The following is a 21,197-nucleotide window of genomic DNA, read 5'->3' on the forward strand; positions in this document are numbered from 1 at the left end:
GTTCGACACACCATCACGCGGACGACCCAACCGTTAATGCCCTGTCTTCAGGATGCCTGCGACCTTGGTGGCGATCGCCGCGTCGAGCGCCGGCCAATCCGCCAGCAACTCGCGCGGAAAACGATAGGTCAGGCTGAGGTCGTCACCGACCTGGATGTCGCGCTCGCAGGGCGCCAGCGATTCCTCCGCGCTCGGACCGCTGAGGCAGCGGGCGACGAACGGGTCCTTGCCGGGGCGTTCGGCGACGGCCAGCACCTCGTTGAGATAGCCTGATTTTTCCGTAAAGGCGTAAACCGTCGTGCCGCCTGGGCCGGGCGTGCCCGGCTTTTCGATCAGCGCGCTGTAGATCGGCGCGAAGCGGCCGCTCATGTCGCGCGACATCATCCGCGGCTCGAATGACAGGAAAATGATCTTCCTGGTCGTCGTGTGGTTGAAGTCGTCGCGCGCGGCCGTGCTGTAGCCGTCCATTTCGGGATAGCGCAGATAGAGGTCGAGCCGCGAGGCGATGCCGTCGCGCCTCGCCTGGTCGAAGCGGATGAAGTTTGCCGGCACTCTGATCAGATTGTTGCCCATGACGACCTGACGCACCGTCGCGTCATCCGTATAGCCAGCCATGGCGATCGACCGTCCAAGCCATTTGCCGCCGACGCTGATGGCCACCGAAAGCAGCGCCAGCGCCGCGAAGACGTAGAAGACCCGCCTCATCAAGGTCGAATCGACGACCGCGAAGTCCGGGCTCTCGGCGACATTTGCCTGTCTCATTGCTCTTTCCCGATCCGCCTGCCTGTCCTTCGGCGGCACAGCCTACGCGGCACGGCTCTTGCAGCGCGTTGGCACGACTGTGCGTTTTCATGGTAAATGGTTGGTAAACATGGGTCCCGTTGTGCTTGTTCTTTACGCTTTTGCGGTTGGTCTCACGGCCTGCGGGCTGTCCGGATCTGTCATGGAACTGCTGTCGGGCCGGCGCCTGGCCTTTGCCGAACCCTATGTTTCGCCTGTTCATATCCTGCGTTCGCTGGCGGCAACGGCTTGCGCCGGGCCGTTCATGCTCACCAACGAGGCTTTGGCCGCCCGCCGCGAAGGCCGCATCGGCACGATGGCGCTGTTGTCCTGCGGTTGCACGGCCATCGCCTGGGCGCTGGCGCTCGGCGTCGTGCTCATCGCCATTGCATCCTGGGCGACGGCCAACCTAGGGTCTTTCGAGTTCGCTGGTTGAGACGAATCGGAGACGAAAATGCCGGTCTATGCGATCGATGGGAAGGCGCCTGAGTTCGAGGACGCCGGTACGAACTGGATTGCACCGGACGCGACGCTGATCGGCAACATCACGATTGGCCGCAATGTCGGCTTCTGGTTTGGCGTCGTTATTCGCGGCGATGGCGAGCTCATTGCGATCGGCGCCGACACCAATGTGCAGGAACATACGATCATGCACACCGATCCCGGCTTTCCGCTGACCATCGGCGAAGGCTGCACGATCGGCCACAGGGCGCTGCTGCATGGCTGCACTGTCGGCGACAACAGCCTCATCGGCATGGGCGCCATCGTGCTCAACGGCGCCAGGATCGGCAACAACTCGCTGGTCGGCGCCGGCGCGCTGGTGACCGAAAACAAGGTTTTTCCGGACAATTCGCTGATCGTCGGTTCGCCCGCCAAGGTGATAAGGACGCTGGACGAAGCGGCGATCGAGCGGCTGCGCGTCTCGGCCGCACATTACGTGGCCAACGCAAAACGCTTCAAGGCCAAGCTGAAGCCAGTGTGACGGCGGCAGCAACTCCGCGCGACCTCATCCGGGGCGGCTGTTCATCGCTTCGCGCAGCAGAAAAGCGCCGGCCTCGAAACCAGCCCCTTCCGCGCCTTCCAGCGCTGTTTCGCAGTCGTCGATGCGAGTCCTCAGCAAAGGGTCCGCGCCCGCGAGCAGCAGCAGATGGATCGCCCCGGCATCACGCCGGGACACCGCATAGTGCAGGGGCGTCCAGTCGTTCACGCCGCGCATATCCGGGTCTGCGCCATGCCCAAGCAGGATATGGATGACGTCCAGCCTGTCCGGCCGCTCCGTCGACAGCGCCGCAATGATCGAAGGAAACCCGGCAGGATCTTCATAATTCGGGTTCGAGCCGGCATCGAGCAAGGCGGTGATGAATGTGGCCGGGCTCCAGTAGATGGCATATTCCAGCGGATGACCAAGGCCGAGCTCGAACGGCATCCGCTCGTCGAACCAGCGTGTCGAGCCGCCAAGCGCTTTGCCAAGCCCCTCGAAGTCGCCCGCCTTGAAGGCGCCGTCTATAGCCATGAACAGCCGATGTCTGGCGCCGCGATCCTCAGGGAGTTCCAGCATCGCCTTGATCCGCAATGAACGAGGCATTCTGCTCCCATCCGCCTCGCTCGAAAAGGGCGCACCGGCGCCGCGTCGACAGGCGGCCCAAAAAATAGCGGAGCCGGCCCCGGGGACAGGGGCCGGCTCCTAAAACCCGGTCGTTGGGGACGGGGAGGGTGGGGACTCGACCGGGCTTTCTCCTTGGGTATGTCGCCGCGTCACGGCGACGTACCCGATGGCTTTGGCGCTCTAGCGGACGCTGGCGACGGCGTCCTCGCGGCCGTCGTTGATCGTCTCCCAAACGCCCGAATTCTCCGTCGATTGACGCTTGAGGTAGGTGTAGACCGTGTCGTTCCAGGCGAGCACCTTCGGCTCGAGATTGTCGAGAATGAATTCGCCGAGGCTGGTGCGCACCGTGAGCACCGCATGGCCGTCGCCATTCGGCTGGCGCACCACCGTCATCAAAAGATTGCCGGCCGGCACGCCGACGGCCATCAACTCGCGGCGCTTCTCCAGCGCGTAGTCCTCGCAGTCGCCATAGCCGTTGTCGGGATAGGCCCAGTATTCCTCGACACCGTAGATCTCCATATCGGTGCGCGGCTTGACCCGGACGTTGACCGAATTGTTGACGTTGACGATCGTCGCCCACAGCTTGCGCGTCAGCTCGACCGGCGGACCCTTCGGCGTCCGTTGGTTGCATTCGACCGGAATGCGCTGGCAGAAATCGTAGTGGCCGACCGGCTGGGTGGTGCGGCCACCCGTATGCATGAAAGCCGGTCCTGCGCTTGCCGTGCCCCACGCGGAAAGCTGCATCGCCATTGCCAAGAGCAACAGCTTGCCCCTCGTCATTTTCATTGTTGTAGTCTCCCCGTTCGAAGGAGACTGTGCCACGTTGGGATTTATTTGACGCAAAAACCCGAAGTAGATATTGAGTAAAACCTCAGTAGAATAAACATAAAATTTGAACTATCTCGATCTTGGATTGTTCAGATTCCACCCGGTTCGCACGAGATCCTGGTGACGCGCCGGGCGGTGCCAAAGGCAGGCAACAAAAAACCGGCCGTTAACGGCCGGTTCGCTTCGCGCTTGCGGTACGGTCGCGTCAAGAGCGCGGCGCGTTGAATTCCTGATCGAGCGTTTCCGGCCGCTGGATGACCGCGAACTCGATGGCGACGCCGTCCTCGAAATGGCGCACCACCTGGCCGCGCATCGTGCCGAGCGTGACCTGGACGCCGATGGCCGGCTTGACGTCGATCTCGATCGCCGCGCCGGAGAGCGACAGGTCGATGATGCGGCACTGATACTGGCGCCCGTCGGTAAGCTGCAGGACGCTCATCGGATTACGCGGCGCCACGCGCTCGTGGCGGCGGTCCTCGGGCAGGTCGAGCTCATGCTTGTTGGCAAGCCAGGTGAGCTGCGCGGCAAGCTTGTCCTTCTTGCGATCCGAGGCGATGACGGTCATGGCGAAACCGTCCTGTGAGGTGCGCGTCACGATGCCTTCGACACGGCCGATATGGTCGATATAGGCGATCACCTTCTCGCCCGGCATGCCGATACGGTCGGTGCGCAACGCGACGTTGCCGGGCGACATGTCGATCACCTGGCATGGATGCTCGGTACGGTCTTCCAGCATGAAGCGCCCGTAAATCTTGACGCGGACACGCTGAAAGTTGCGCCGCTCAGCTCGTGACGGCGCATATTCTACCGCCGCTGACCTCATGACTGGCTACACCCTGTTGGCATTCCACGCGACGATGCGAGGAATTTCGCCCGAAAAACTACAGCAAAGCAGGTTAACAAACGGGAAAAATCGGCCGCGAAAGCCTGGGCCTGGAGGCTCGCGCGACGCAGAAAAATCAACCGCGAGCGAGGAGAAAATCCCGCGCGGCCAGGCTCACTCGTGACGTCCGCCGTCGAGGACGACGAGATGGCGGATGCGGCGCACGCGGCCGAGCGCCGAAATGGTCTCCGGAGGATCGAATTCCGCCGGAACGAGCGAGGGGACGTCGATCGCCGGACGGTTCTTCAGGAACATCGGCTCCTTGTCGGGATCTATCACCCGGATCGTATCGATGAGCGCATCGGCGAGCGGATCGGCGCCAAGCCAGAACGGCTTGTCGGCAGTGCTGATGATGCCGAGGCAGCGCGGGTTTTCGGCACCCCCGTCCAACGGCAGCGCCAGGAGCTCGAATTTGTGGGACCGGCCGTTGCGGCTGAACCCCTCATAGGTCATGAGCAGAACCGATTTCTGATTGAAAACGCCCTGCATGAGCCGCGATACAAGCCGCTGATCCTTCTCGCGCCAAAGCGAAGGGAAGGAGAATCCCTTGAGCTCTCGGCCATAGTAGGCGCAGAGCCGCGTGCCCGCGAGCCGGAACACCGCCGCGCCGCGCGTGTCGCGCTCCAGGATGAAGGTGTCGGCCAAAAGCGACTTGATGTCGGCCGGCTCCACCTCCGATCGCTTTGGGGCGAGGCGACCATCACGCAGCCGGTTCCAATATTGGAACAGCGCGATTGATCCTTTTTCTTTCATGTCCATTCCGCTCCGCACAATCTGTCTTTTGATGTCCCATCGGCGAACAGACAGGGCGCCCTCCGATGACCTTCATGCGGTGCGGAGCAGGATGCGTGCCAGTATCGTTAACGTTTGTTCACGCCTCGGGATCGTTAAGGTTAACAAGTGGTTTACGTTGTGCGCCGCCGAAGCCTGTGGCACACCAAAACCACTCCAAAACGGTCGTTCCTGCAGCGATCGGCAGCACTTCAGTCACGAGTTTATGGGGAGCAGGGGACTCGACCGGCCGTTCAGGGAAATCCTGGACGGCCTTCTTTTTTGATTCGCCCCGTTCTGATTCGCTCCTTTTCCGATCTGGGCTGTGGCGATTAGCCGTTTGTGATTCGAAAGGGCGTGATCTACATGCTCGCCGAAAACCCCTAAGCCCGAGACCCGCAAAGGCGCATGAGCGAGCCTGTAAGCCCCACCGAAACCGAACCGACGCGGGACGAGGCCCCCGAGCCGAGGCGCCGCGAACCGGTGTTCAACCTGCCGCCGGTGGTGCTCGCCGTGATCGGCATATGCGCGGCCGTCTATCTGCTGCAGCAATATGTGCTGAACGAAACGCAGCAAATGACGCTGCTCTATGACGGTGCCTTCATTCCGGTGCTGTACACGGGCCAGTACGGCTTCGACTGGTTCCTGTTCACGCGTCCGTTCACCTATGCGTTCATGCACGGGGGCTTTGCCCATATCGCCATCAACATGATCTGGCTTGCAGCCTTCGGCTCGCCGCTCGCCAATCGTCTCGGCGCGCTGCGTTTCGCGGTGTTCTATGCCGTGACCGGGCTGGCCGCGGTCGCTCTGTTCTGGGCGCTGCATCCCTATGGCGAGGCGCCGCTCGTCGGTGCCTCGGGCGCGATCTCCGGCATGATGGGCGCGGCCGCGCGCTATGGCTTCCGCGTCGACCGCTCGTCGGGCAGTGCGGCCTTCGCCGGTGAGCCGTTACCGATCGCATCCGTGCTGCGCTCGCGTGGCGTCATGACCTTTCTCGGCGTTTGGATGGTGATCAATCTTGCCACGGGCCTGCTTGGCTTCGCGCCGGGCATCGATGGTCAGATCGCCTGGGAAGCCCATATCGGCGGCTTCGTCGCCGGCTTTTTCGGACTGCGTTTTTTCGACCGTCCGCAGGCTGCCGCCTAGTCCTTAGGCGCACTTGAAATGCAGCCAATCACGGCGCACGATGTTCGCTAAGCACCCGGCGTCTTTCTGAGGGCGCCGGGGCTCAAAAGCCGGTCAGGGCGGGGAGCCGGCGTCAACGGCAGTGGAGGACGCCATGACGGTTAAGGCAATTCTTGAAAGCAAAGGCCATGACGTGTTCACGCTCGGGCCCAATGAAAAACTCAGCGAGGCCATTCGCATGCTGGCCGAGCACAGGATCGGCGCGCTCGTCATCACCAATGGCGATCGCAAGATCGTCGGCATTCTGTCGGAGCGCGATATCGTCAGGGTGGTGGCCAGGGAAGGCGCTGCCGCGCTCGACATCGCCGTGCGCTCGGCGATGACGCCGAAGGTCAAGATCTGCAACGAAAACCACACGGTCAACGAGGTCATGGAGATCATGACGCGTGGCCGCTTCCGCCATCTGCCGGTGGAAAAGGCCGGCCAGCTCGACGGCATCGTCTCCATCGGCGACGTGGTCAAGCGCCGCATCGAGGATGTCGAGCGCGAAGCCGAAGAGATGAAGGCCTACATCGCTACTGCCTAAGCAGGCAAGGCGAGGAAACCGCCGGCTGTTTCCAGCCGGCGGTGCGACGCGTTCTATCGGTTGTCGAGCTCGGCGCGGACGAGTTGGAGCCCGCGTCGTGTGATGCGGTAAGGGCCGCCATCCGTCGAGGAAACCGCTTTCTTGCGCCTCAATTTTCGAAAGAGCTCCAGGTCGAAGCCCGGATAACGCCAGCCGTCGCGGGTCAGGCACTGGACCGAGGCGATCTTCCTACTCTCGTTCTTTTCGATTTCGATACGCCCGCCCTGCGCGAGCAGGTGCAGGATGCGCTGTTCGTTGCGCGATATGTCCATTGAAGAATTCCCGGGAAAAACAACAAAAGCCGCCGCCGCGAGACATCGCGGCACGGGGTTTCAGGTTTTTCTGCCCTGCCTCGCCTAAGAGGTCAGGGCTTCACCGGGACTGAGCGTAAGTGGACATCCACTCTCCATTGGGGTGGACGCTTCTTAGGCGAAAGCGCAGGAAAAGGCCAGCGGACGGCTTTGCGCTTGTCTCGCCGGGCGGTTTGCACTAGCGAAGTTGCTCGTCAAATTATCCGTTTGCGCATATTCGCGAATTCTAAGATACGCAGGCCTCCATGAGCATCATCGATACCCGCACCCCCGACGCGAAACGTCTGATCCCCGGCGCCACCGGCGACTGGGAAATCATCATCGGGCTCGAAGTGCATGCGCAAGTGATCTCGGAAGCCAAGCTCTTTTCCGGCGCCTCGACCTCGTTCGGCGCGGCGCCCAATGCCAATGTCAGCCTGGTCGACGCGGCGATGCCCGGCATGCTGCCGGTCATCAACGAGGAATGCGTCAAGCAGGCGATCCGCACCGGGCTGGGCCTGAAGGCCGCGATCAACCACAAGTCGGTCTTCGACCGGAAGAACTATTTCTATCCGGACTTGCCGCAGGGCTACCAGATCTCGCAGTTCAAGCAGCCGATCGTCGGCGAGGGCAAGGTGATCGTCTCGGTCGGCCCTGATCGCCAGGGCGAGTTCGAGGATATCGAGGTCGGCATCGAGCGCCTGCATCTGGAACAGGATGCCGGCAAGTCGATGCACGACCAGCACCCGACCATGTCCTATGTCGATCTCAACCGCTCCGGCGTGGCGCTGATGGAGATCGTCTCCAAGCCCGATATCCGTTCGGCCGACGAAGCCAAGGCCTATGTCACCAAGCTGCGCTCGATCATGCGCTATCTCGGCACCTGCGACGGCAATATGGACGAAGGCTCGCTGCGCGCCGACGTCAACGTCTCGGTGCGCCGTCCGGGCGGTGCCTTCGGCACGCGTTGCGAGATCAAGAACATGAACTCGATCCGCTTCATCGGCCAGGCCATTGAATATGAGGCGCGCCGCCAGATCGCCATTCTGGAGGACGGCGGCAAGATCGATCAGGAGACGCGCCTGTTCGACGCTGTCAAAGGTGAGACGCGTTCGATGCGTTCCAAGGAAGAAGCGCATGACTATCGCTATTTCCCGGATCCCGACCTTTTGCCGCTGGAGTTCGACCAGGCCTATGTCGATGCGCTCGCCAAGGGCCTGCCGGAGCTGCCCGACGACAAGAAGGCTCGGCTGGTCGATGTGCTCGGCCTCTCGGCCTACGACGCCTCGGTCCTGGTTTCGGAAAAGCCGATCGCGGACTATTTCGAGAAGGTGGCCTCGGGCCGCGACGGCAAGCTCGCCGCCAACTGGGTCATCAACGATCTCCTGGGCCAGCTGAACAAAGCCGGCAAGGACATTGAAAATGCTCCGGTTTCGCCCGAGCAGCTCGGCGCTGTTCTCGACCTGATCAAGGAAGGCACGATCTCCGGCAAGATCGCCAAGGACCTGTTCGAGATCGTCTGGAACGAGGGCGGCGACCCGCGCCAGCTCGTCGAGAGCCGCGGCATGAAGCAGGTCACCGACACCGGCGCCATCGAGAAGGCGGTCGACGAGGTGATCGCCGCCAACCCGGACAAGGCCGAGCAGGCGCGCGCCAAGCCGACCATGGCCGGCTGGTTCGTCGGCCAGGTGATGAAGGCCACCGGCGGCAAGGCCAACCCGCAGGCGGTCAACGATCTCGTCAAGGCCAAGCTCGGCATCGAATAGGCCGATGTTCGTCCGCACCGCCAGCGAGCGAGACCTTGTTGCGGTGCGTGCGCTGCTGGTCGAGACGTGGCACGCGACCTACGACGCCATCTACGGCGCCGAGCGGGTTGCGGCGATCACCGATGACTGGCATTCGATCGCCTCGCTCAAGGCGCGGCTTATGCGGCCGAATTCCGAGTTCCTGGTCGCCGACGATGGCAAGCGGCTCGGTGGCATGGCTTTCGCCGCCGCCACCACCGACCCGAAGATCGTGCTTCTGAACCAGCTCTACGTGCATCCGGCCTGCCAGCGGCAGGGGATTGGCCGGTTGCTGCTCGATGAGGTCGAGGCCAGCTTCCCGGAGATGCGCACGCTGCGCCTCGAGGTCGAGGAAGCGAACGCCGGGGCCATCGCCTTCTACGAGGCGAACGGGTTCAGGCATGCAGGCAGGACCGCGGATTGCGGCGGCGGTTCGGGGTGGCCCGCGCTCATCCTGGAGAAGCGGCTCGGCTAGATCGGCTGCGAGCATGCCTGGTCATCGCGCGGTTTTGATTTGATCGCGGCGATCCGCGCGATCAAGGCTGCTCCTCGCGGTAGCACCCTCCACAACGCAGAGGCGTCGCCCGCAATGGGGGATTGCCATGCCGAGCTTGCCGGAATTGATGCCGACCGAGGTGTCGGATGAGACTTTTGGCGGCGTGACCTATCACGTCGCGGGCGAACTGGTGCCGGTGCTGTCGGTCGATGTGACCAACATGCCGGTCTATTTCGAACACCACATCCTGCTCTGGAAGAACACCACCATCACCATCGGCCTGAAGTCGCTGAAGGGCGCGCTGAAGCGCATGATCGCCGGCATGCAGATCTTCGTCACCGAGGCGTCCGGGCCGGGCGTCATCGCCTTCAGCCGCGACGGGCCGGGCCATATCGTGCCGATCCATCTCCGGCGCGGCGAGGAGATCCAGGTGCGCGAACATCAGTTTCTGGCCGCGACCGCCAGCGTCGACTACACTTTCGAGCGCGTGCGCGGGCTGGGAACGATGCTGTTCGGCCAGAGCGGCTTCTTCATCGATCGCTTCCGTGGCGAGACCGGCGACGGCATCGTCTGGCTGCACGGCTACGGCAATGTCTTCGAAAAGGTGCTGGCGCCCGGCGAAACCATCGACATCGAGCCCGGCGGCTGGCTGTTCAAGGACGCTTCGGTGAAGATGGATACGAGGATAGACCGCCTTTCCAGCGGCTTCTTCGGCGCAGCCATGAATTTCGTCGTCAATCGCTTCACCGGGCCGGGCCGCGTCGGCATCCAGTCGATGTATCTGCATATGCCGTCGGAAGAGTAGGCGGCTCGATCAAACGAACTTGGCCGATCAGGCGGAAGCGATCTCCACATTGTCGATCAGTCGCGTCGTGCCGAGCCAGGCTGCCGCGAGCATGCGGCCGTCATGGCCTCGCCGCCAGGGTTCGAGCGTGACGCTCGCGCGGGCGGCGACGTAGTCGACCTTTTGGAAGCCGGCGGAGACCAGGGCCTTCGCGGCGGCGGTGGTGGCGTCGGCTTCATCCGTGCCGGTCGAAAGCGCCGCCGCCGTACGGCGCAGGATCACGTTGAGCTTGCGCGCGATGTCGAGCTCGGCCTCGCCCAGATAGGCGTTGCGTGACGACATGGCGAGGCCGTGGGCGTCGCGCACCGTCGGCGCGCCGACGATCTCGACGGGCAGGTCGAGATCGCGGCAGAGCTGCCTGACGACGCAAAGCTGCTGGTAATCCTTCTCGCCGAACACGGCGCAATCGGGCGCCGCCTGCAGGAAGAGCTTGGCCACCACGGTCGCGACGCCGTCGAAGAAATTCGGCCTGAAGTCGGTCTCCAGGCCGCGGGAGGGGCCGCCGACAGAGATTTTCGTGGCGAAACCGGAGGGGTACATTTCGCTCACGCCTGGTGTGAAGGCGAGATGCGCGCCAGCGTCCCGCAACCGGTCAAGATCGCGCGCCAGCTGGCGCGGATATTTGTCGAGATCTTCCGTCGGCGCGAACTGCGTTGGATTGACGAAGATCGAGACGACGCAGCGTTCGGCCCGTTCGAGCGCGATCCGGACCAGCGAGATATGGCCGTCATGCAGCGCGCCCATGGTCGGCACCATGGCCACCTTGAGGCCTGCCCGCCGCCAGTCCCGGACCTGCGCCCGAAGGGCGGTGACGCTGTCGACGACGATTGGCGCGTTCATGTCTTGTCCTTGCCGGAGACCGTCTTGAAGACGTGGTCGGGGCCAGGGAAGGCGCGGCTGCGCACCTCGGCTGCGTAGCGCGCCGCCGCATCCGCTATCGCGCTGCGCAAGTTGGCGTATTCCTTGACGAATTTCGGCACGCGGTCGACGGTCATGCCGACCATGTCGTCGATCACCAGGATCTGGCCGTCGCAGTCGGCACTGGCGCCGATGCCGATGGTCGGTATGGAAATATGACGGGTGAGCTTCGCGGCCACGGTCTCCATCGTGCCCTCGATGACGACCGAGAAGGCGCCTGCTTCTTCCACCGCTTTGGCATCGCTGAGCAGCGCGGCGATATTATCCTGCGTCCGGCCCTTGATCTTGTAACCACCGTCCTTCTCCACCGACTGCGGTTGCAGGCCGATATGGCCCATGACCGGTATTCCCTCTGCGACGATCGCGGCGATCCGGGAGGCCATGTCGACGCCGCCTTCGAGCTTCACGGCCTGGCAGCCTGTTTCCTTCACGATCCGCCTTGCCGACGCCACGGCTAGCTCCGGCGAGGCCTCATAGCTGCCCGCCGGCATGTCGACGACGACGCAGGCTTTGGCCGAGCCGCGCATCACGGCCTGGCCGTGCGCGATCATCATCTCCAGCGAGGCGCCGAGCGTCGTGGCGTGGCCATGCAGGACCATGGCGACGCTGTCGCCGACCAGCAGCAGATCGACATGTGGATCGAGCAAGCAGGCGACGGGATAGGTATAGGCGGTAAGGCAGACGATCGGCACGCCGCCCTTGCGGCGGCGAATGTCTTCGGCGCTGATCCGGCTATCGGCCGACGGATCCCGGGTCAATCGTCACCTCCCTAGAGCATGATGCCGAAAAGTGTGTAGCGGCTTTCGGACGACACCATGCTCTGGGGCGCGCCCGAAACGGGCGGGCCGAGCTTTAGAAAGACAGGTTACGCTTGGCAAGCCACGTTGCCGCCGGCGACGCAACTGCATCGATTTAATGCATGTCGCCCAGAAGTGTGGAGCGATTCTGGGGCGACGACATGCATCAAGATAACGCACGAAGCATTTACGTTCGGGGCATGGCAAAACCCTTGCCTTCGCGGTGGCGTGACGCCATAAGCAGGGGGAAAAGGCGCAGCCGCTGCCGCCGCGAGGATCTGGATGAAAACTTTCCTGCTGCAGTTTTTCACCTGGTGGAACAGCCAGACGCTCGGCACCCGCTTCCACACTTGGCGCTTCGGCAAAAAGGTCGGCGAGGACGAAGCCGGCAACGTCTACTATGAGGGCGGCGTCGATTCGGAAGGCCGCACCCGCCGTTGGGTCATCTATCGCGACTATTCGGAAGCCTCGAAGATCCCGCCGGGCTGGCATGGCTGGATCCACCATCGCGTCGACACCGCGCCTTCGAGCGAGAGCTACAAGGCTCGCGAGTGGCAGAAGCAGCATCGGCCGAACCTGACCGGAACGCCCGGCGCCTATCGTCCGCAGGGTTCCATCCTGACCAACCAGCATCGCCCGCAGGTGACCGGCGACTACGACGCCTGGACGCCCGGATCGTAATCCGCGTCCACGACGCCGCTTCGGTCCTTTGTCGCCACAATTGGCGTTTAGCTGCTTGCTGATAGCGCAGCGTCGATTAGCCTTGGGCATTGAAGAATCACCCGGGCACAACCACCGGTATTTTGCATGAGCTCTTTCGGCCACATATCAAAGGCGCTGATCGCGGCGACGTCCATTCTGGTTACCGCGACAACGGTCTTCGCCGCGGCGCCGGCCGCGGCGCCCGCGGCCTCTGACCGCGTCACCAATGCGGTGGCCGAGTTCGCCGGCATTGACAAGATCACCGGTCGCATCATCACCTTCGACGTCTATATCGACGAAACCGTGCAGTTCGGCGCTTTGCAGGTGACGCCTCGCGTCTGTTATTCGCGGCCGGATACGGAGCAGCCGAAGACCGATTCCTTCGTCGAGGTCGACGAGATCACGCTTGACCGCAAGATCCGCCGCATCTTCACCGGCTGGATGTTTGCCGAAAGCCCCGGCCTCAACGCCGTTGAGCACGCCGTGTATGACGTGTGGCTCAAGGGTTGCAAGCAGAAGTCGGACGTGCCGCCGCCGACTGCGGCCAAGGCCGACACGGCCAAGCCGAAGGACCAGGCCGCCAAGCCTAAGGCTGCGGCGCAGCCGGCCGACGCCGCGCCCGAGCCGGCTGACGAAGAGCCCTCCACCACCAACTGATATCGGAACCTGCCCGCCCTTGAGCCGTTCCAAATCGGCGAAGGCAAGGAGGATTCCGCGATGACCGCCAAACCGATTACGGCCAACAAGCAGGAGCTTCTCGATATCGAGAAGGGCTTTTGGTCAGGCGATTCCGCCTATTATGAAGCCAACGCCGACGTGGAGTGCCTGGTGGCGTTCCCGCGGATGGCGCAGGCGATGACCAACGCCGATCTGGCAAAGACCGCCGCCAAGCCCAACAAATGGCGCGACCTCGACATCAAGCTGAAGGGCATGGTCGAGCCGGGCAGCGATATCGTCATGCTCACTTACGAAGCGCACGCGACACGGGAAAACGGCGAGCCCTATGCGGCGCTCGTCAGCACCGGTTATGTCCATCGCGCCGACGGATGGAAGATGATGTTCCATTCGCAAACGCCGATCGAGGCGGCAGAGCAAGCTCAAGGATAAAAGACGGCCTCGCCCTTCAGCGCTTCGGCGAGCAGCTTCTCATACTGGCCGCGCGGCACGTCGACGGCGCCGAAGCGCTTCAAATGCTCGGTGGTGAATTGCGTGTCGAGCAGCGCGAAGCCGCGCGCCTTCAGCCGCTCGACGAGATGGTAGAGACAAGTCTTCGACGCGTCGGTCTCCCTGGCGAACATGCTTTCGCCGAAGAACACACGTCCGAGCGAGACGCCGTAGAGGCCACCGACCAGCCGTTCCTCGCGCCACGCCTCGACCGAATGGCAGTGGCCAAGGCGATAGAGGTCGACATAGGCTTCGCGGATCGGCGCGTTGATCCAGGTCGAGCGGCGCTCCTCGCGCTTTTCGGCGCAGCCGTCGATCGTCGCCTCGAAATCGAAGTCGTAGCGTATCTCGAACGGATGCTTGCGGATCGTCTTCTTCAGGCTGCGCGGTGTGTGGAACCCGTCCAGTGGAATGATGCCGCGCGTTTCCGGCCGCACCCAGAACACTTCCGGGTCGTTGGCGCTCTCGGCCATTGGGAACACGCCAGAGGCGTAGGCCCTGAGCAGCAGGTCGGTCGGAATGCGATAGCCTGGCGCGTAGGGGCGAGTCATCGCATCCCCGTGCTATTCACCCTTGGCCAGGTATTTTTCCAGCCAGTGGATGTCGTAGTCGCCATTGGCGATGTCGGGATTGCCGACCAGGTCGCGAAACAGCGGCAGCGTCGTCTTGATGCCGTCGACGACGAATTCGTCGAGCGCGCGGCGCAGCCGCATCATGCATTCGACGCGGTTGCGGCCGTGCACGATCAGCTTGCCGATCAGGCTGTCGTAATAGGGCGGGATCTTGTAGCCGGAATAGACGCCGGAATCGACACGGATGCCGAGGCCGCCGGGCGTGTGGAAATGCGTGATCGTGCCGGGCGAGGGCGTGAAGGTACGCGGATCTTCGGCGTTGATGCGGCACTCGATGGCATGGCCGTTGAACTTGATGTCCTCTTGCCTGACCGACAGTCCGCCGCCCGAGGCGACGCGGATCTGTTCGTGCACGAGGTCGATGCCGGTGATCGCTTCAGTCACCGGATGCTCGACCTGAAGACGCGTGTTCATCTCGATGAAATAGAACTCGCCATTCTCGTAGAGGAACTCGATCGTGCCGGCGCCCGAATAGCCGAGATCGGCGATGGCCTTGGCGCAGATGCCGCCGATGCGCGAACGCTCCTCGGCATTGAGCGCGGGGGAATTGGCTTCCTCCCAGACCTTCTGGTGCCGCCGCTGCAGCGAGCAGTCGCGCTCGCCGAAATGCACGCCGCGGCCGGCGCCGTCGCCGAACACCTGCACCTCGATATGGCGCGGCTTCTCCAGATATTTCTCGATATAGACGGCGTCATCGCCGAACGCCGCGCCCGCTTCCGACTTGGCCGTCTGCAGGGCGACTTCGAGGTCCGCTTCGGTATGCGCCACCTTCATGCCGCGGCCGCCGCCGCCGGCGGAAGCCTTAATGATCACCGGATAGCCGATCTCGGCGGCGACGCGCCTGGCTTCCTTGTCGTCGCTGATCGCGCCGTCGGATCCCGGCACGACCGGAATGCCGAGCCGCTTTGCCGTGCGCTTGGCCTCGATCTTGTCGCCCATGATGCGGATATGGTCACCCGAGGGGCCGATGAAGGTGATGTTGTGGGCGGCCAGAATGTCGGCGAACTTGGCATTCTCCGACAGGAAGCCGTAGCCAGGATGCACGGCGTCGGCGCCGGTGATCTCGCAGGCGGCGACGATCTGGTGGATGTTGAGATAGCTTTCGCGCGAGGGCGGCGGGCCGATGCAGACGCTCTCGTCGGCAAGCCGGACATGCATGGCGTCGGAATCCGCGGTCGAGTGGACCACCACCGTCTGGATGCCGAGCTCCTTGCAGGCGCGCAGCACCCTCAGAGCGATTTCGCCGCGATTGGCGATGAGGATCTTCTGGAACATCTGGCTGTTCCCGGCCCTACTCAAGAACCACCAGCGGCATGCCGTATTCGACCGGCTGGGCATCCTCGATGAGAATCGCCGTCACCGTGCCGGCGCGCGGCGAGGGTATCTGGTTCATCGTCTTCATCGCTTCGATGATGAGCAGCGTCTGGCCTTCCTTGACCTTCTGGCCGACTTCGATGAACGCCTTGGCGTCGGGCGAGGGCGCCAGATAGGCGGTGCCGACCATCGGCGAGGGCACCGCGTTCTTGGACACGTCGGCGGCAACGGCTGCAGTTGCGGGCTGAGCCGCCACCGCGGCAACAGGAGCAACCGCGCTATGCGGCGCGGCGACGGCATGCACGGCCTGCGCCTGGCGCGAGACGCGCACCTTGAGGTCGCCGAGTTCGACCTCGATCTCGGTCAAGTTGGTGTCGTTCAGAATGCCCGCCAGATCGCGGATCAGCTGCTGGTCAACACCGGTCTTTTTTATCGACATTTTCGAGCCTTCTGTTTGGGGGCCGGTCACAGGCGAGCAGCCAGTGCCTGCAGCGCGAGCGTGTAGCCGAGGGGCCCGAACCCGCAGATCATGCCGACAGCGACCGGCGCGACCATGGAGACGTGGCGGAAGGGCTCCCGCGCGTGGATGTTGGAAAGATGGACTTCCGCGACCGGCAGCGGTGCTACGGCGCGGATGGCGTCGTGAATGGCGATCGACGTGTGGCTGTAGGCGCCCGGATTGATGACGATGCCTGCCGCCTTCTCGCCGGCTTCCTGGATCCAGTCGACCAGGTCGCCCTCATGATTGGATTGGCGAAAATCGATCTCGAGCCCGAGCGCGGCGCCGGCCGCCTTGCAGTCCTCTGCGATGGCCGCAAGTGTCTTGCCGCCATAAATCCCCGGCTCGCGCTTGCCGAGCGCATTGAGGTTGGGACCGTTGAGGACGAAAATCGTTTTCAATATGCCGACCTTGTTCTGCGCCGACCCCAAGCCGGCGCACTGGGTCTCTATAATGGGCATAACCGCCCGCGAAAAGAGCGCAAGTGCGTTCTTTCGCTGTCCACAACGGCCGGCTTCTGCACGCGCACGCGCTTACAGCGCGCTCTTGGCCTCTTCGATCTTTTCCGCCAGAACCTGCTGGCCGAGCGCTCCGAAGATCACCTCGTTACCAACCACATAGGACGGCGTGCCGGTGATCGACAGTTTCGTCGCAAGGTCATAGGTGCGCGAAAGCGTTTCGGCGATGCGCGGGTCCTTCATCTTCTCGCGCAGCGTCGCCTCGTCGGCGCCGAGCGAAAGCGCCACCTTGATGGCGGTCGCTTCGGTGGCGCGGCCCTGGCCGCCGAGCAGCGCGGTGTGGAACTCGCCGTATTTCTCCGGATGCATCAGGTGGAACGCCATGGAGACGACGCTGGCCTTCTGCGAATCCGGGCTGAGGATCGGGAACTCCTTGAGCACGAAGCGCAGGTCCGAGTCGGACTTGGTCAATGCCTTCATGTCCTCGATGGCGCGTTTGCAGAAGCCGCAATTGTAATCGTAGAACTCGACGATCGTGACCTTGCCCTTCGGGTTGCCGACGACGCCGTCGAAGGTGGAGTTGAAGATCTCGTCCTTGGAGTTCTTGATCACGCCGAGCGCCGCGAGCCGCTGCTCTTCCTTCTGCTTGGCCTCGAGCGCGTCCTGCACCTCGAGCAGAACTTCCGGGTTCTTCAAGAGATAATCGCGGATGATGCCTTCGACCTCCTTGCGATCGATCTTGGTGTCGGCAGCGGCCTTGGTGTCGGTGGAGGACGTAACCTGGGCGACTTGCACGGTGTCGGCCCTCGCGGCTTGCGGGTTTCCCGCCACGAAGCCGAAGGCCAGCATGCCGAGCGCCACCGCCAGACCGCCAGCACTGCCAAGCAGGATTGCCTTGTTCATATCGTCGTTCCTTTTGCCCATTCCGGTCCGCCTTGGTCGCCGCCAACGCCCGGGAGGTTCATTTGAGTTTGTTCGATGGCGTGTAGTTTACAATATCCTGCGCGCGGACCCAGCGGGGTTCGCCGCGCTTCAATTTCTGTTGAGCGCGCATGGCGAAGATCTTAGCGTTTTTGTAGTCGCCCGCATAATAGTGGCCCTCGGCGGTGGCAAGATCGGCGGCCGGAATGTCGCCGAGTTCGCCATAAGCCTGCGCCAGAAAGCGGTAAGCGTCGGCATTCTCCCTTTCCCGCGCGACCCCATTGTTGAGCTGGGTCACCGCCTTCTGGATCGAATCGGGCGTTCCCACCGCCATTAGCGCCTGGCCGAGCGAGACCAATAGCAATCCGGAGCGCGCCGGATCGAGGCTGACCGCCTTGGCATAGGCGTCCGCCGCGTCCTTCGGTTTGTTGGCCTTCATCAGGATATCGCCGCGCAATTCCTGGAAATAGGGGTTCTTCGGTTGTTCCTTGATCAGCGCCGCCGTCTTGGTGAGCGCCGCGCCGGGATTGCCGAAGAGATAGGTCTGCTGCGCATCGCCATAGCGCGAGGCGAGGCTGGCCGGGTTCTTGCGCATCAGCCGCGCGACGGCCGCCTGGCCTTGCATATAGGCGGCGATCTTGATGCGCATCATGTCGTGCCGCTGCTGCAAGGCAGGCGGGTCGACAACGTTGACGAACGGGCTCTGCTTGACGAGCACTTCCAGGTTGGCGATGCGCTCCTGCGGCATCGGATGGCTGATCCGGTAGGGGTCGACCTGGGTGCCGGCGAGCGAGAGCGCGCTCTGGAAGCGGCCGAAGGTCTTCAGCATGCCCATGCCGGACTGGCCGGTGGCGTTGAGATAGGTGATCGCCGAACGGTCGGCGGTGATCTCTTCGGTGCGCTGATAGGCAAGGATCGAGCGCTGCGCCATCTCGCCGCCGCCCGCGGCGACGCCCATGCCGGCGCCGGCAAGGCCACGGCTGTTGGTGGTGGCGCCGGCAACCATGGCGCCGGCGCCAAGCAGGGTGGCGATGATGGCCATGGTCTTGGCGCGGTCGAGCTGGTCGCGCAATTTCTGCTGGTGGCCGCCGGCAATATGGCCGGCCTCGTGCGCGATGACGCCGATGATCTCGTTCGGCGTTTCGGCAGTCACCAGCGCGCCGGTGTTGATGAACAGTCGCCGCCCGGTGACGAAGGCGTTGAAACTCTGGTCGTTGACCAGAACGATGTCGATGCCGTCATTGGCGAGCCCCGCGGCCTTGAAGATCGGCCGGGCATAGTCGCGCACCAGCGCCTCGATCTCGGCATCGCGCACCACCGGCACGCCTTGCGCGAAGGCGCTGACCGAGCTCGAGACCGCAACCGCGGCGGCCAGCATAAGGGTCGCGAAGCCGCGCGCGGTTCGGCTGAGGGAGGTCGATTCGCCAATCGATGGTCGGGGTCGGCTCAACATAAGGTCCACTGGTAGACGAGCGGGCGAAAGATGAAAAGTCGGCGCCGGTAACTTCCTGCGCGCTTGTGATCCCCACATCAATCGGGCATTTGTGCGGCGCCGTCCTCGAACCGGGGCGGTTCACGGGCAAATCCGCGACGGTTTCCGCTCGGATTTCGTCGCAGGGCAGTTGGAAGAGGTCAAATGGTCGTTTCGCTTTCGCGCCGAGGGGAAGTCGAGCCGTTCCACGCCATGGACATCCTGGCCGAAGCCAACCGGCTGAAGGCCACCGGCGTGCCTGTGGTGTCGATGGCCGTCGGCCAGCCGTCGGATCCCGCGCCGGTCGGCGTCCGCGAGGCGGCGGCCGCGGCGCTCAGGCATGGCCGCATCGGCTACACCGACGCCTTGGGTCTCGCCGATCTGCGCAAGGCGATCGCGGCGCATTATGGCGAGCATTACGGGATCGACGTCGCGCCGTCGCGCATTGCCGTCACGACCGGCTCATCGGCCGCCTTCAACCTCGCTTTCCTGGCCATGTTCGACCCGGGCGACCGTGTCGCCATCGCCGCACCCGGCTATCCGGCCTACCGCAACATCATGGCCGCGCTCGGCATCGAGATCGTCGAGATCGAGCTCGGCGCGGATGCCTATCTGCATGCCGAGCATCTCAAGGCCGCGCATCGCGAGAAGCCGCTGAAGGGCGTGCTGTTTGCCAGCCCCGCCAATCCGACCGGCGCGGTGATCCCGGCTGAGGAACTCGCGACGCTGGTGGAGGCGGCCGAGGAACTTGGCATCGCCGTGATCTCCGACGAAATCTATCACCGGCTGGCCTACGCTGCGCCCGATGTCACCGCGCTGGCGCATGGCGCCGGCGTGACCGTGATCAATTCCTTCTCGAAATACTATTGCATGACCGGCTGGCGCATCGGCTGGATGGTGCTGCCGGAAGAGCTGGTGCGGCCGATAGAACGTGTCGCCCAGAGCCTCTATATCTCGCCTCCGGAACTGTCGCAGATCGCGGCGATCGAGGCGTTCAAGGCGACGCCGGAGCTGGAAAAGGTGAAGGCGCGCTATGCCTGGAACCGTGACCTCCTGATGAAGCGCCTGCCGGAACTCGGCTTCGCGCTCGCCGCGCCGATGGATGGCGCCTTCTATGCCTTCTGCGATGTCACCCGCCACACCAATGACAGCATGGCTTTCGCGCGCAAAATGCTGGCCGAGGCGCATGTCGCGGCGACGCCCGGCCGTGATTTCGACCCGCTGCAGGGCCATCGCACCATGCGCTTTTCCTATGCCGGCAGCCATGACGACATGGTCGAGGCGCTGGGGCGCATTGAACGCTGGTTGAAATAGAAGCCATGCCGGAACTCGAGCAAGCACTGGCCGAAGTGGCCGCCGAGATGGCTGAGCGCACCGATCGCGGCGAGGTGGCGACCTACATCCCGCAGCTCGGCAAGGTCGATCCGAAGAAATTCGGCATCGCCGCCGTGACCAATGACGGCCGCGTCATCCTTGCCGGCGAAGCCGATCAGCCCTTTTCGATCCAGAGCGTGTCGAAAGTCTTCACGCTCACGTTGGCGCTGGGCAAGGTCGGCGATGCGCTATGGCATCGCGTCGGCCGCGAGCCGTCCGGCAACCCGTTCAACTCCATCGTCCAGCTCGAGCATGAGAACGGTATCCCGCGCAATCCGTTTATCAATGCCGGGGCCATCGTCGTCTCCGACGTCCTGCTCGCGGGCCACCAGCCGCGCGAGGCGATCGGCGAAATCCTGCGTTTCATCCAGTTCCTTGCCGATGACGAGACGATCATCATCGATCGTGAGGTCGCGGCATCCGAGCGGGCCACCGGCTACCGCAACTTCGCCCTGGCCAACTACATGAAATCCTTCGGCAATCTCCATCACGAACCGGAGCTGGCGCTGGGGGTCTATTTCCACCATTGCGCGATCGCCATGAGCTGCCGCCAGCTCGCCATGGCCGGCCGGTTCCTCGCCAATGGCGGCCGGAACCCGGCGACCGGACATTCGGTCGTGTCGACTGAGCGGGCGCGCCGCATCGGCGCCCTGATGCTGACCTGCGGCCACTATGACGGTTCCGGCGATTTCGCCTTCCGCGTAGGCATACCGGGCAAAAGCGGTGTCGGCGGTGGCATTCTCGGCATCGTGCCTGGGGTAGCTTCGCTGGCGGTCTGGTCGCCCGGCCTCAACGAGAACGGCAACTCCAAGCTCGGCTCCATCGCGCTGGAGAAGCTTGCCCGGATGATGAACTGGTCGATCTTCGCGCCGTAAAATGAAAAATCCCGCGCCGAGAGTGGCGCGGGATTCTTTT

26 protein-coding genes are annotated in these 21,197 nt (G+C 63.5%); 12 read left to right on the top strand and 14 right to left on the bottom strand.

The annotated features are described in order from the left end of the window. Positions 1-33: 33 nt before the first annotated feature. Positions 34-762, bottom strand: coding sequence for a hypothetical protein (locus tag RFM52_RS23850; protein ID WP_320298036.1), 729 nt, complete (start codon positions 760-762; stop codon positions 34-36). Between the two features lie 109 nt (positions 763-871). Between RFM52_RS23850 and RFM52_RS23855 the strand changes: the two genes are divergently transcribed. Next, entirely contained in the window at positions 872-1,216 is a 345-nt protein-coding gene (locus tag RFM52_RS23855; protein WP_320298081.1) for a DUF6949 family protein, read from the top strand. Positions 1,217-1,234: 18 nt separating this feature from the next. Further along, on the top strand, positions 1,235-1,762 hold the full coding sequence (locus tag RFM52_RS23860) for a gamma carbonic anhydrase family protein (RefSeq protein ID WP_320298035.1): 528 nt from the start codon (positions 1,235-1,237) through the stop codon (positions 1,760-1,762). A 24-nt stretch (positions 1,763-1,786) separates the two neighbouring features. Here the strand turns inward: RFM52_RS23860 and RFM52_RS23865 are convergent, their stop codons facing one another. The 4 genes from RFM52_RS23865 to RFM52_RS23880 form a co-directional block, all read right to left on the bottom strand. Then, complete coding sequence (locus RFM52_RS23865) at positions 1,787-2,365, bottom strand: ankyrin repeat domain-containing protein (protein ID WP_320298034.1); 579 nt, start codon at positions 2,363-2,365, stop codon at positions 1,787-1,789. A gap of 201 nt (positions 2,366-2,566) precedes the next feature. Next, on the bottom strand, positions 2,567-3,172 hold the full coding sequence (locus tag RFM52_RS23870; RefSeq protein WP_320298033.1) for a transglutaminase-like cysteine peptidase: 606 nt from the start codon (positions 3,170-3,172) through the stop codon (positions 2,567-2,569). Between the two features lie 247 nt (positions 3,173-3,419). Then, positions 3,420-4,037 carry a PilZ domain-containing protein gene (locus tag RFM52_RS23875; RefSeq protein ID WP_320298032.1) on the bottom strand — a complete coding sequence of 206 codons (618 nt, stop codon included), beginning with the start codon at positions 4,035-4,037 and terminating at the stop codon, positions 3,420-3,422. Between the two features lie 174 nt (positions 4,038-4,211). After that, entirely contained in the window at positions 4,212-4,850 is a 639-nt protein-coding gene (locus RFM52_RS23880; protein ID WP_320298031.1) for a PAS domain-containing protein, read from the bottom strand. 426 nt (positions 4,851-5,276) lie between these two features. Here RFM52_RS23880 and RFM52_RS23885 point away from each other — a divergent pair, with 426 nt between their 5' ends. Then, on the top strand, positions 5,277-6,014 hold the full coding sequence (locus RFM52_RS23885; protein WP_320298030.1) for a rhomboid family intramembrane serine protease: 738 nt from the start codon (positions 5,277-5,279) through the stop codon (positions 6,012-6,014). A gap of 133 nt (positions 6,015-6,147) precedes the next feature. Then, positions 6,148-6,579 carry a CBS domain-containing protein gene (locus tag RFM52_RS23890; RefSeq protein ID WP_320298029.1) on the top strand — a complete coding sequence of 144 codons (432 nt, stop codon included), beginning with the start codon at positions 6,148-6,150 and terminating at the stop codon, positions 6,577-6,579. Between the two features lie 53 nt (positions 6,580-6,632). Here RFM52_RS23890 and RFM52_RS23895 read toward each other — a convergent pair whose 3' ends face one another. Beyond that, positions 6,633-6,890: a YjhX family toxin gene (locus RFM52_RS23895; protein ID WP_127305754.1), complete on the bottom strand. Its 258-nt coding sequence runs from the start codon at positions 6,888-6,890 to the stop codon at positions 6,633-6,635. A 284-nt stretch (positions 6,891-7,174) separates the two neighbouring features. On the opposite strand from RFM52_RS23895, the gene gatB reads away from it, so the two are divergent. From gatB to RFM52_RS23910, 3 genes are all read left to right on the top strand, one after another. Beyond that, positions 7,175-8,674 carry an Asp-tRNA(Asn)/Glu-tRNA(Gln) amidotransferase subunit GatB gene (gene gatB, locus RFM52_RS23900; protein ID WP_320298028.1) on the top strand — a complete coding sequence of 500 codons (1,500 nt, stop codon included), beginning with the start codon at positions 7,175-7,177 and terminating at the stop codon, positions 8,672-8,674. 4 nt (positions 8,675-8,678) lie between these two features. Then, positions 8,679-9,167 (top strand): GNAT family N-acetyltransferase, encoded by a 489-nt coding sequence (locus RFM52_RS23905; protein WP_320298027.1) that lies wholly within the window; start codon positions 8,679-8,681, stop codon positions 9,165-9,167. 127 nt (positions 9,168-9,294) lie between these two features. Beyond that, entirely contained in the window at positions 9,295-9,993 is a 699-nt protein-coding gene (locus RFM52_RS23910) for an AIM24 family protein (RefSeq protein WP_140646928.1), read from the top strand. Between the two features lie 27 nt (positions 9,994-10,020). On the opposite strand, the gene panC is transcribed toward RFM52_RS23910, so the two are convergent. Next, positions 10,021-10,872, bottom strand: a complete 852-nt coding sequence (gene panC / locus RFM52_RS23915; RefSeq protein WP_320298026.1) for a pantoate--beta-alanine ligase — start codon at positions 10,870-10,872, stop codon at positions 10,021-10,023. Continuing rightward, a complete protein-coding gene (gene panB / locus RFM52_RS23920; protein WP_320298025.1) occupies positions 10,869-11,708 on the bottom strand; it encodes a 3-methyl-2-oxobutanoate hydroxymethyltransferase in 840 nt (279 codons plus the stop codon). The genes panC and panB overlap by 4 nt, the downstream gene beginning before the upstream one ends. A gap of 321 nt (positions 11,709-12,029) precedes the next feature. On the opposite strand from panB, the gene RFM52_RS23925 reads away from it, so the two are divergent. The 3 genes from RFM52_RS23925 to RFM52_RS23935 all read left to right on the top strand — a co-directional run bounded on the left by RFM52_RS23925 (position 12,030) and on the right by RFM52_RS23935 (position 13,556). Beyond that, on the top strand, positions 12,030-12,428 hold the full coding sequence (locus RFM52_RS23925; RefSeq protein WP_320298024.1) for an NADH:ubiquinone oxidoreductase subunit NDUFA12: 399 nt from the start codon (positions 12,030-12,032) through the stop codon (positions 12,426-12,428). A gap of 126 nt (positions 12,429-12,554) precedes the next feature. Further along, complete coding sequence (locus RFM52_RS23930; RefSeq protein WP_320298023.1) at positions 12,555-13,106, top strand: DUF2155 domain-containing protein; 552 nt, start codon at positions 12,555-12,557, stop codon at positions 13,104-13,106. Positions 13,107-13,166: 60 nt separating this feature from the next. Further along, a complete protein-coding gene (locus RFM52_RS23935; RefSeq protein WP_320298022.1) occupies positions 13,167-13,556 on the top strand; it encodes a hypothetical protein in 390 nt (129 codons plus the stop codon). On the opposite strand, the gene aat is transcribed toward RFM52_RS23935, so the two are convergent. The 6 genes from aat to RFM52_RS23965 form a co-directional block, all read right to left on the bottom strand. After that, positions 13,547-14,164 carry a leucyl/phenylalanyl-tRNA--protein transferase gene (gene aat / locus RFM52_RS23940; RefSeq protein ID WP_140829649.1) on the bottom strand — a complete coding sequence of 206 codons (618 nt, stop codon included), beginning with the start codon at positions 14,162-14,164 and terminating at the stop codon, positions 13,547-13,549. The genes RFM52_RS23935 and aat overlap by 10 nt on opposite strands. 12 nt (positions 14,165-14,176) lie before the next feature. Then, complete coding sequence (gene accC, locus RFM52_RS23945; protein WP_320298021.1) at positions 14,177-15,520, bottom strand: acetyl-CoA carboxylase biotin carboxylase subunit; 1,344 nt, start codon at positions 15,518-15,520, stop codon at positions 14,177-14,179. A gap of 16 nt (positions 15,521-15,536) precedes the next feature. Next, on the bottom strand, positions 15,537-15,998 hold the full coding sequence (gene accB, locus RFM52_RS23950; protein WP_320298020.1) for an acetyl-CoA carboxylase biotin carboxyl carrier protein: 462 nt from the start codon (positions 15,996-15,998) through the stop codon (positions 15,537-15,539). A 26-nt stretch (positions 15,999-16,024) separates the two neighbouring features. Further along, positions 16,025-16,459, bottom strand: a complete 435-nt coding sequence (aroQ, locus tag RFM52_RS23955) for a type II 3-dehydroquinate dehydratase (RefSeq protein WP_320298019.1) — start codon at positions 16,457-16,459, stop codon at positions 16,025-16,027. A 132-nt stretch (positions 16,460-16,591) separates the two neighbouring features. Next, complete coding sequence (locus tag RFM52_RS23960) at positions 16,592-17,419, bottom strand: DsbA family protein (protein WP_320298018.1); 828 nt, start codon at positions 17,417-17,419, stop codon at positions 16,592-16,594. Positions 17,420-17,477: 58 nt separating this feature from the next. After that, complete coding sequence (locus tag RFM52_RS23965) at positions 17,478-18,890, bottom strand: M48 family metalloprotease (RefSeq protein ID WP_320298017.1); 1,413 nt, start codon at positions 18,888-18,890, stop codon at positions 17,478-17,480. Positions 18,891-19,073: 183 nt separating this feature from the next. On the opposite strand from RFM52_RS23965, the gene RFM52_RS23970 reads away from it, so the two are divergent. Then, entirely contained in the window at positions 19,074-20,222 is a 1,149-nt protein-coding gene (locus RFM52_RS23970) for a pyridoxal phosphate-dependent aminotransferase (RefSeq protein ID WP_320298016.1), read from the top strand. 5 nt (positions 20,223-20,227) lie between these two features. After that, positions 20,228-21,157, top strand: a complete 930-nt coding sequence (locus RFM52_RS23975; protein WP_320298015.1) for a glutaminase — start codon at positions 20,228-20,230, stop codon at positions 21,155-21,157. Positions 21,158-21,197 lie beyond the last annotated feature (40 nt).

The sequence above is a fragment of the Mesorhizobium humile genome, assembly GCF_033977215.1.
In the GTDB taxonomy this organism is placed as follows: Bacteria; Pseudomonadota; Alphaproteobacteria; order Rhizobiales; family Rhizobiaceae; genus Mesorhizobium; species Mesorhizobium humile.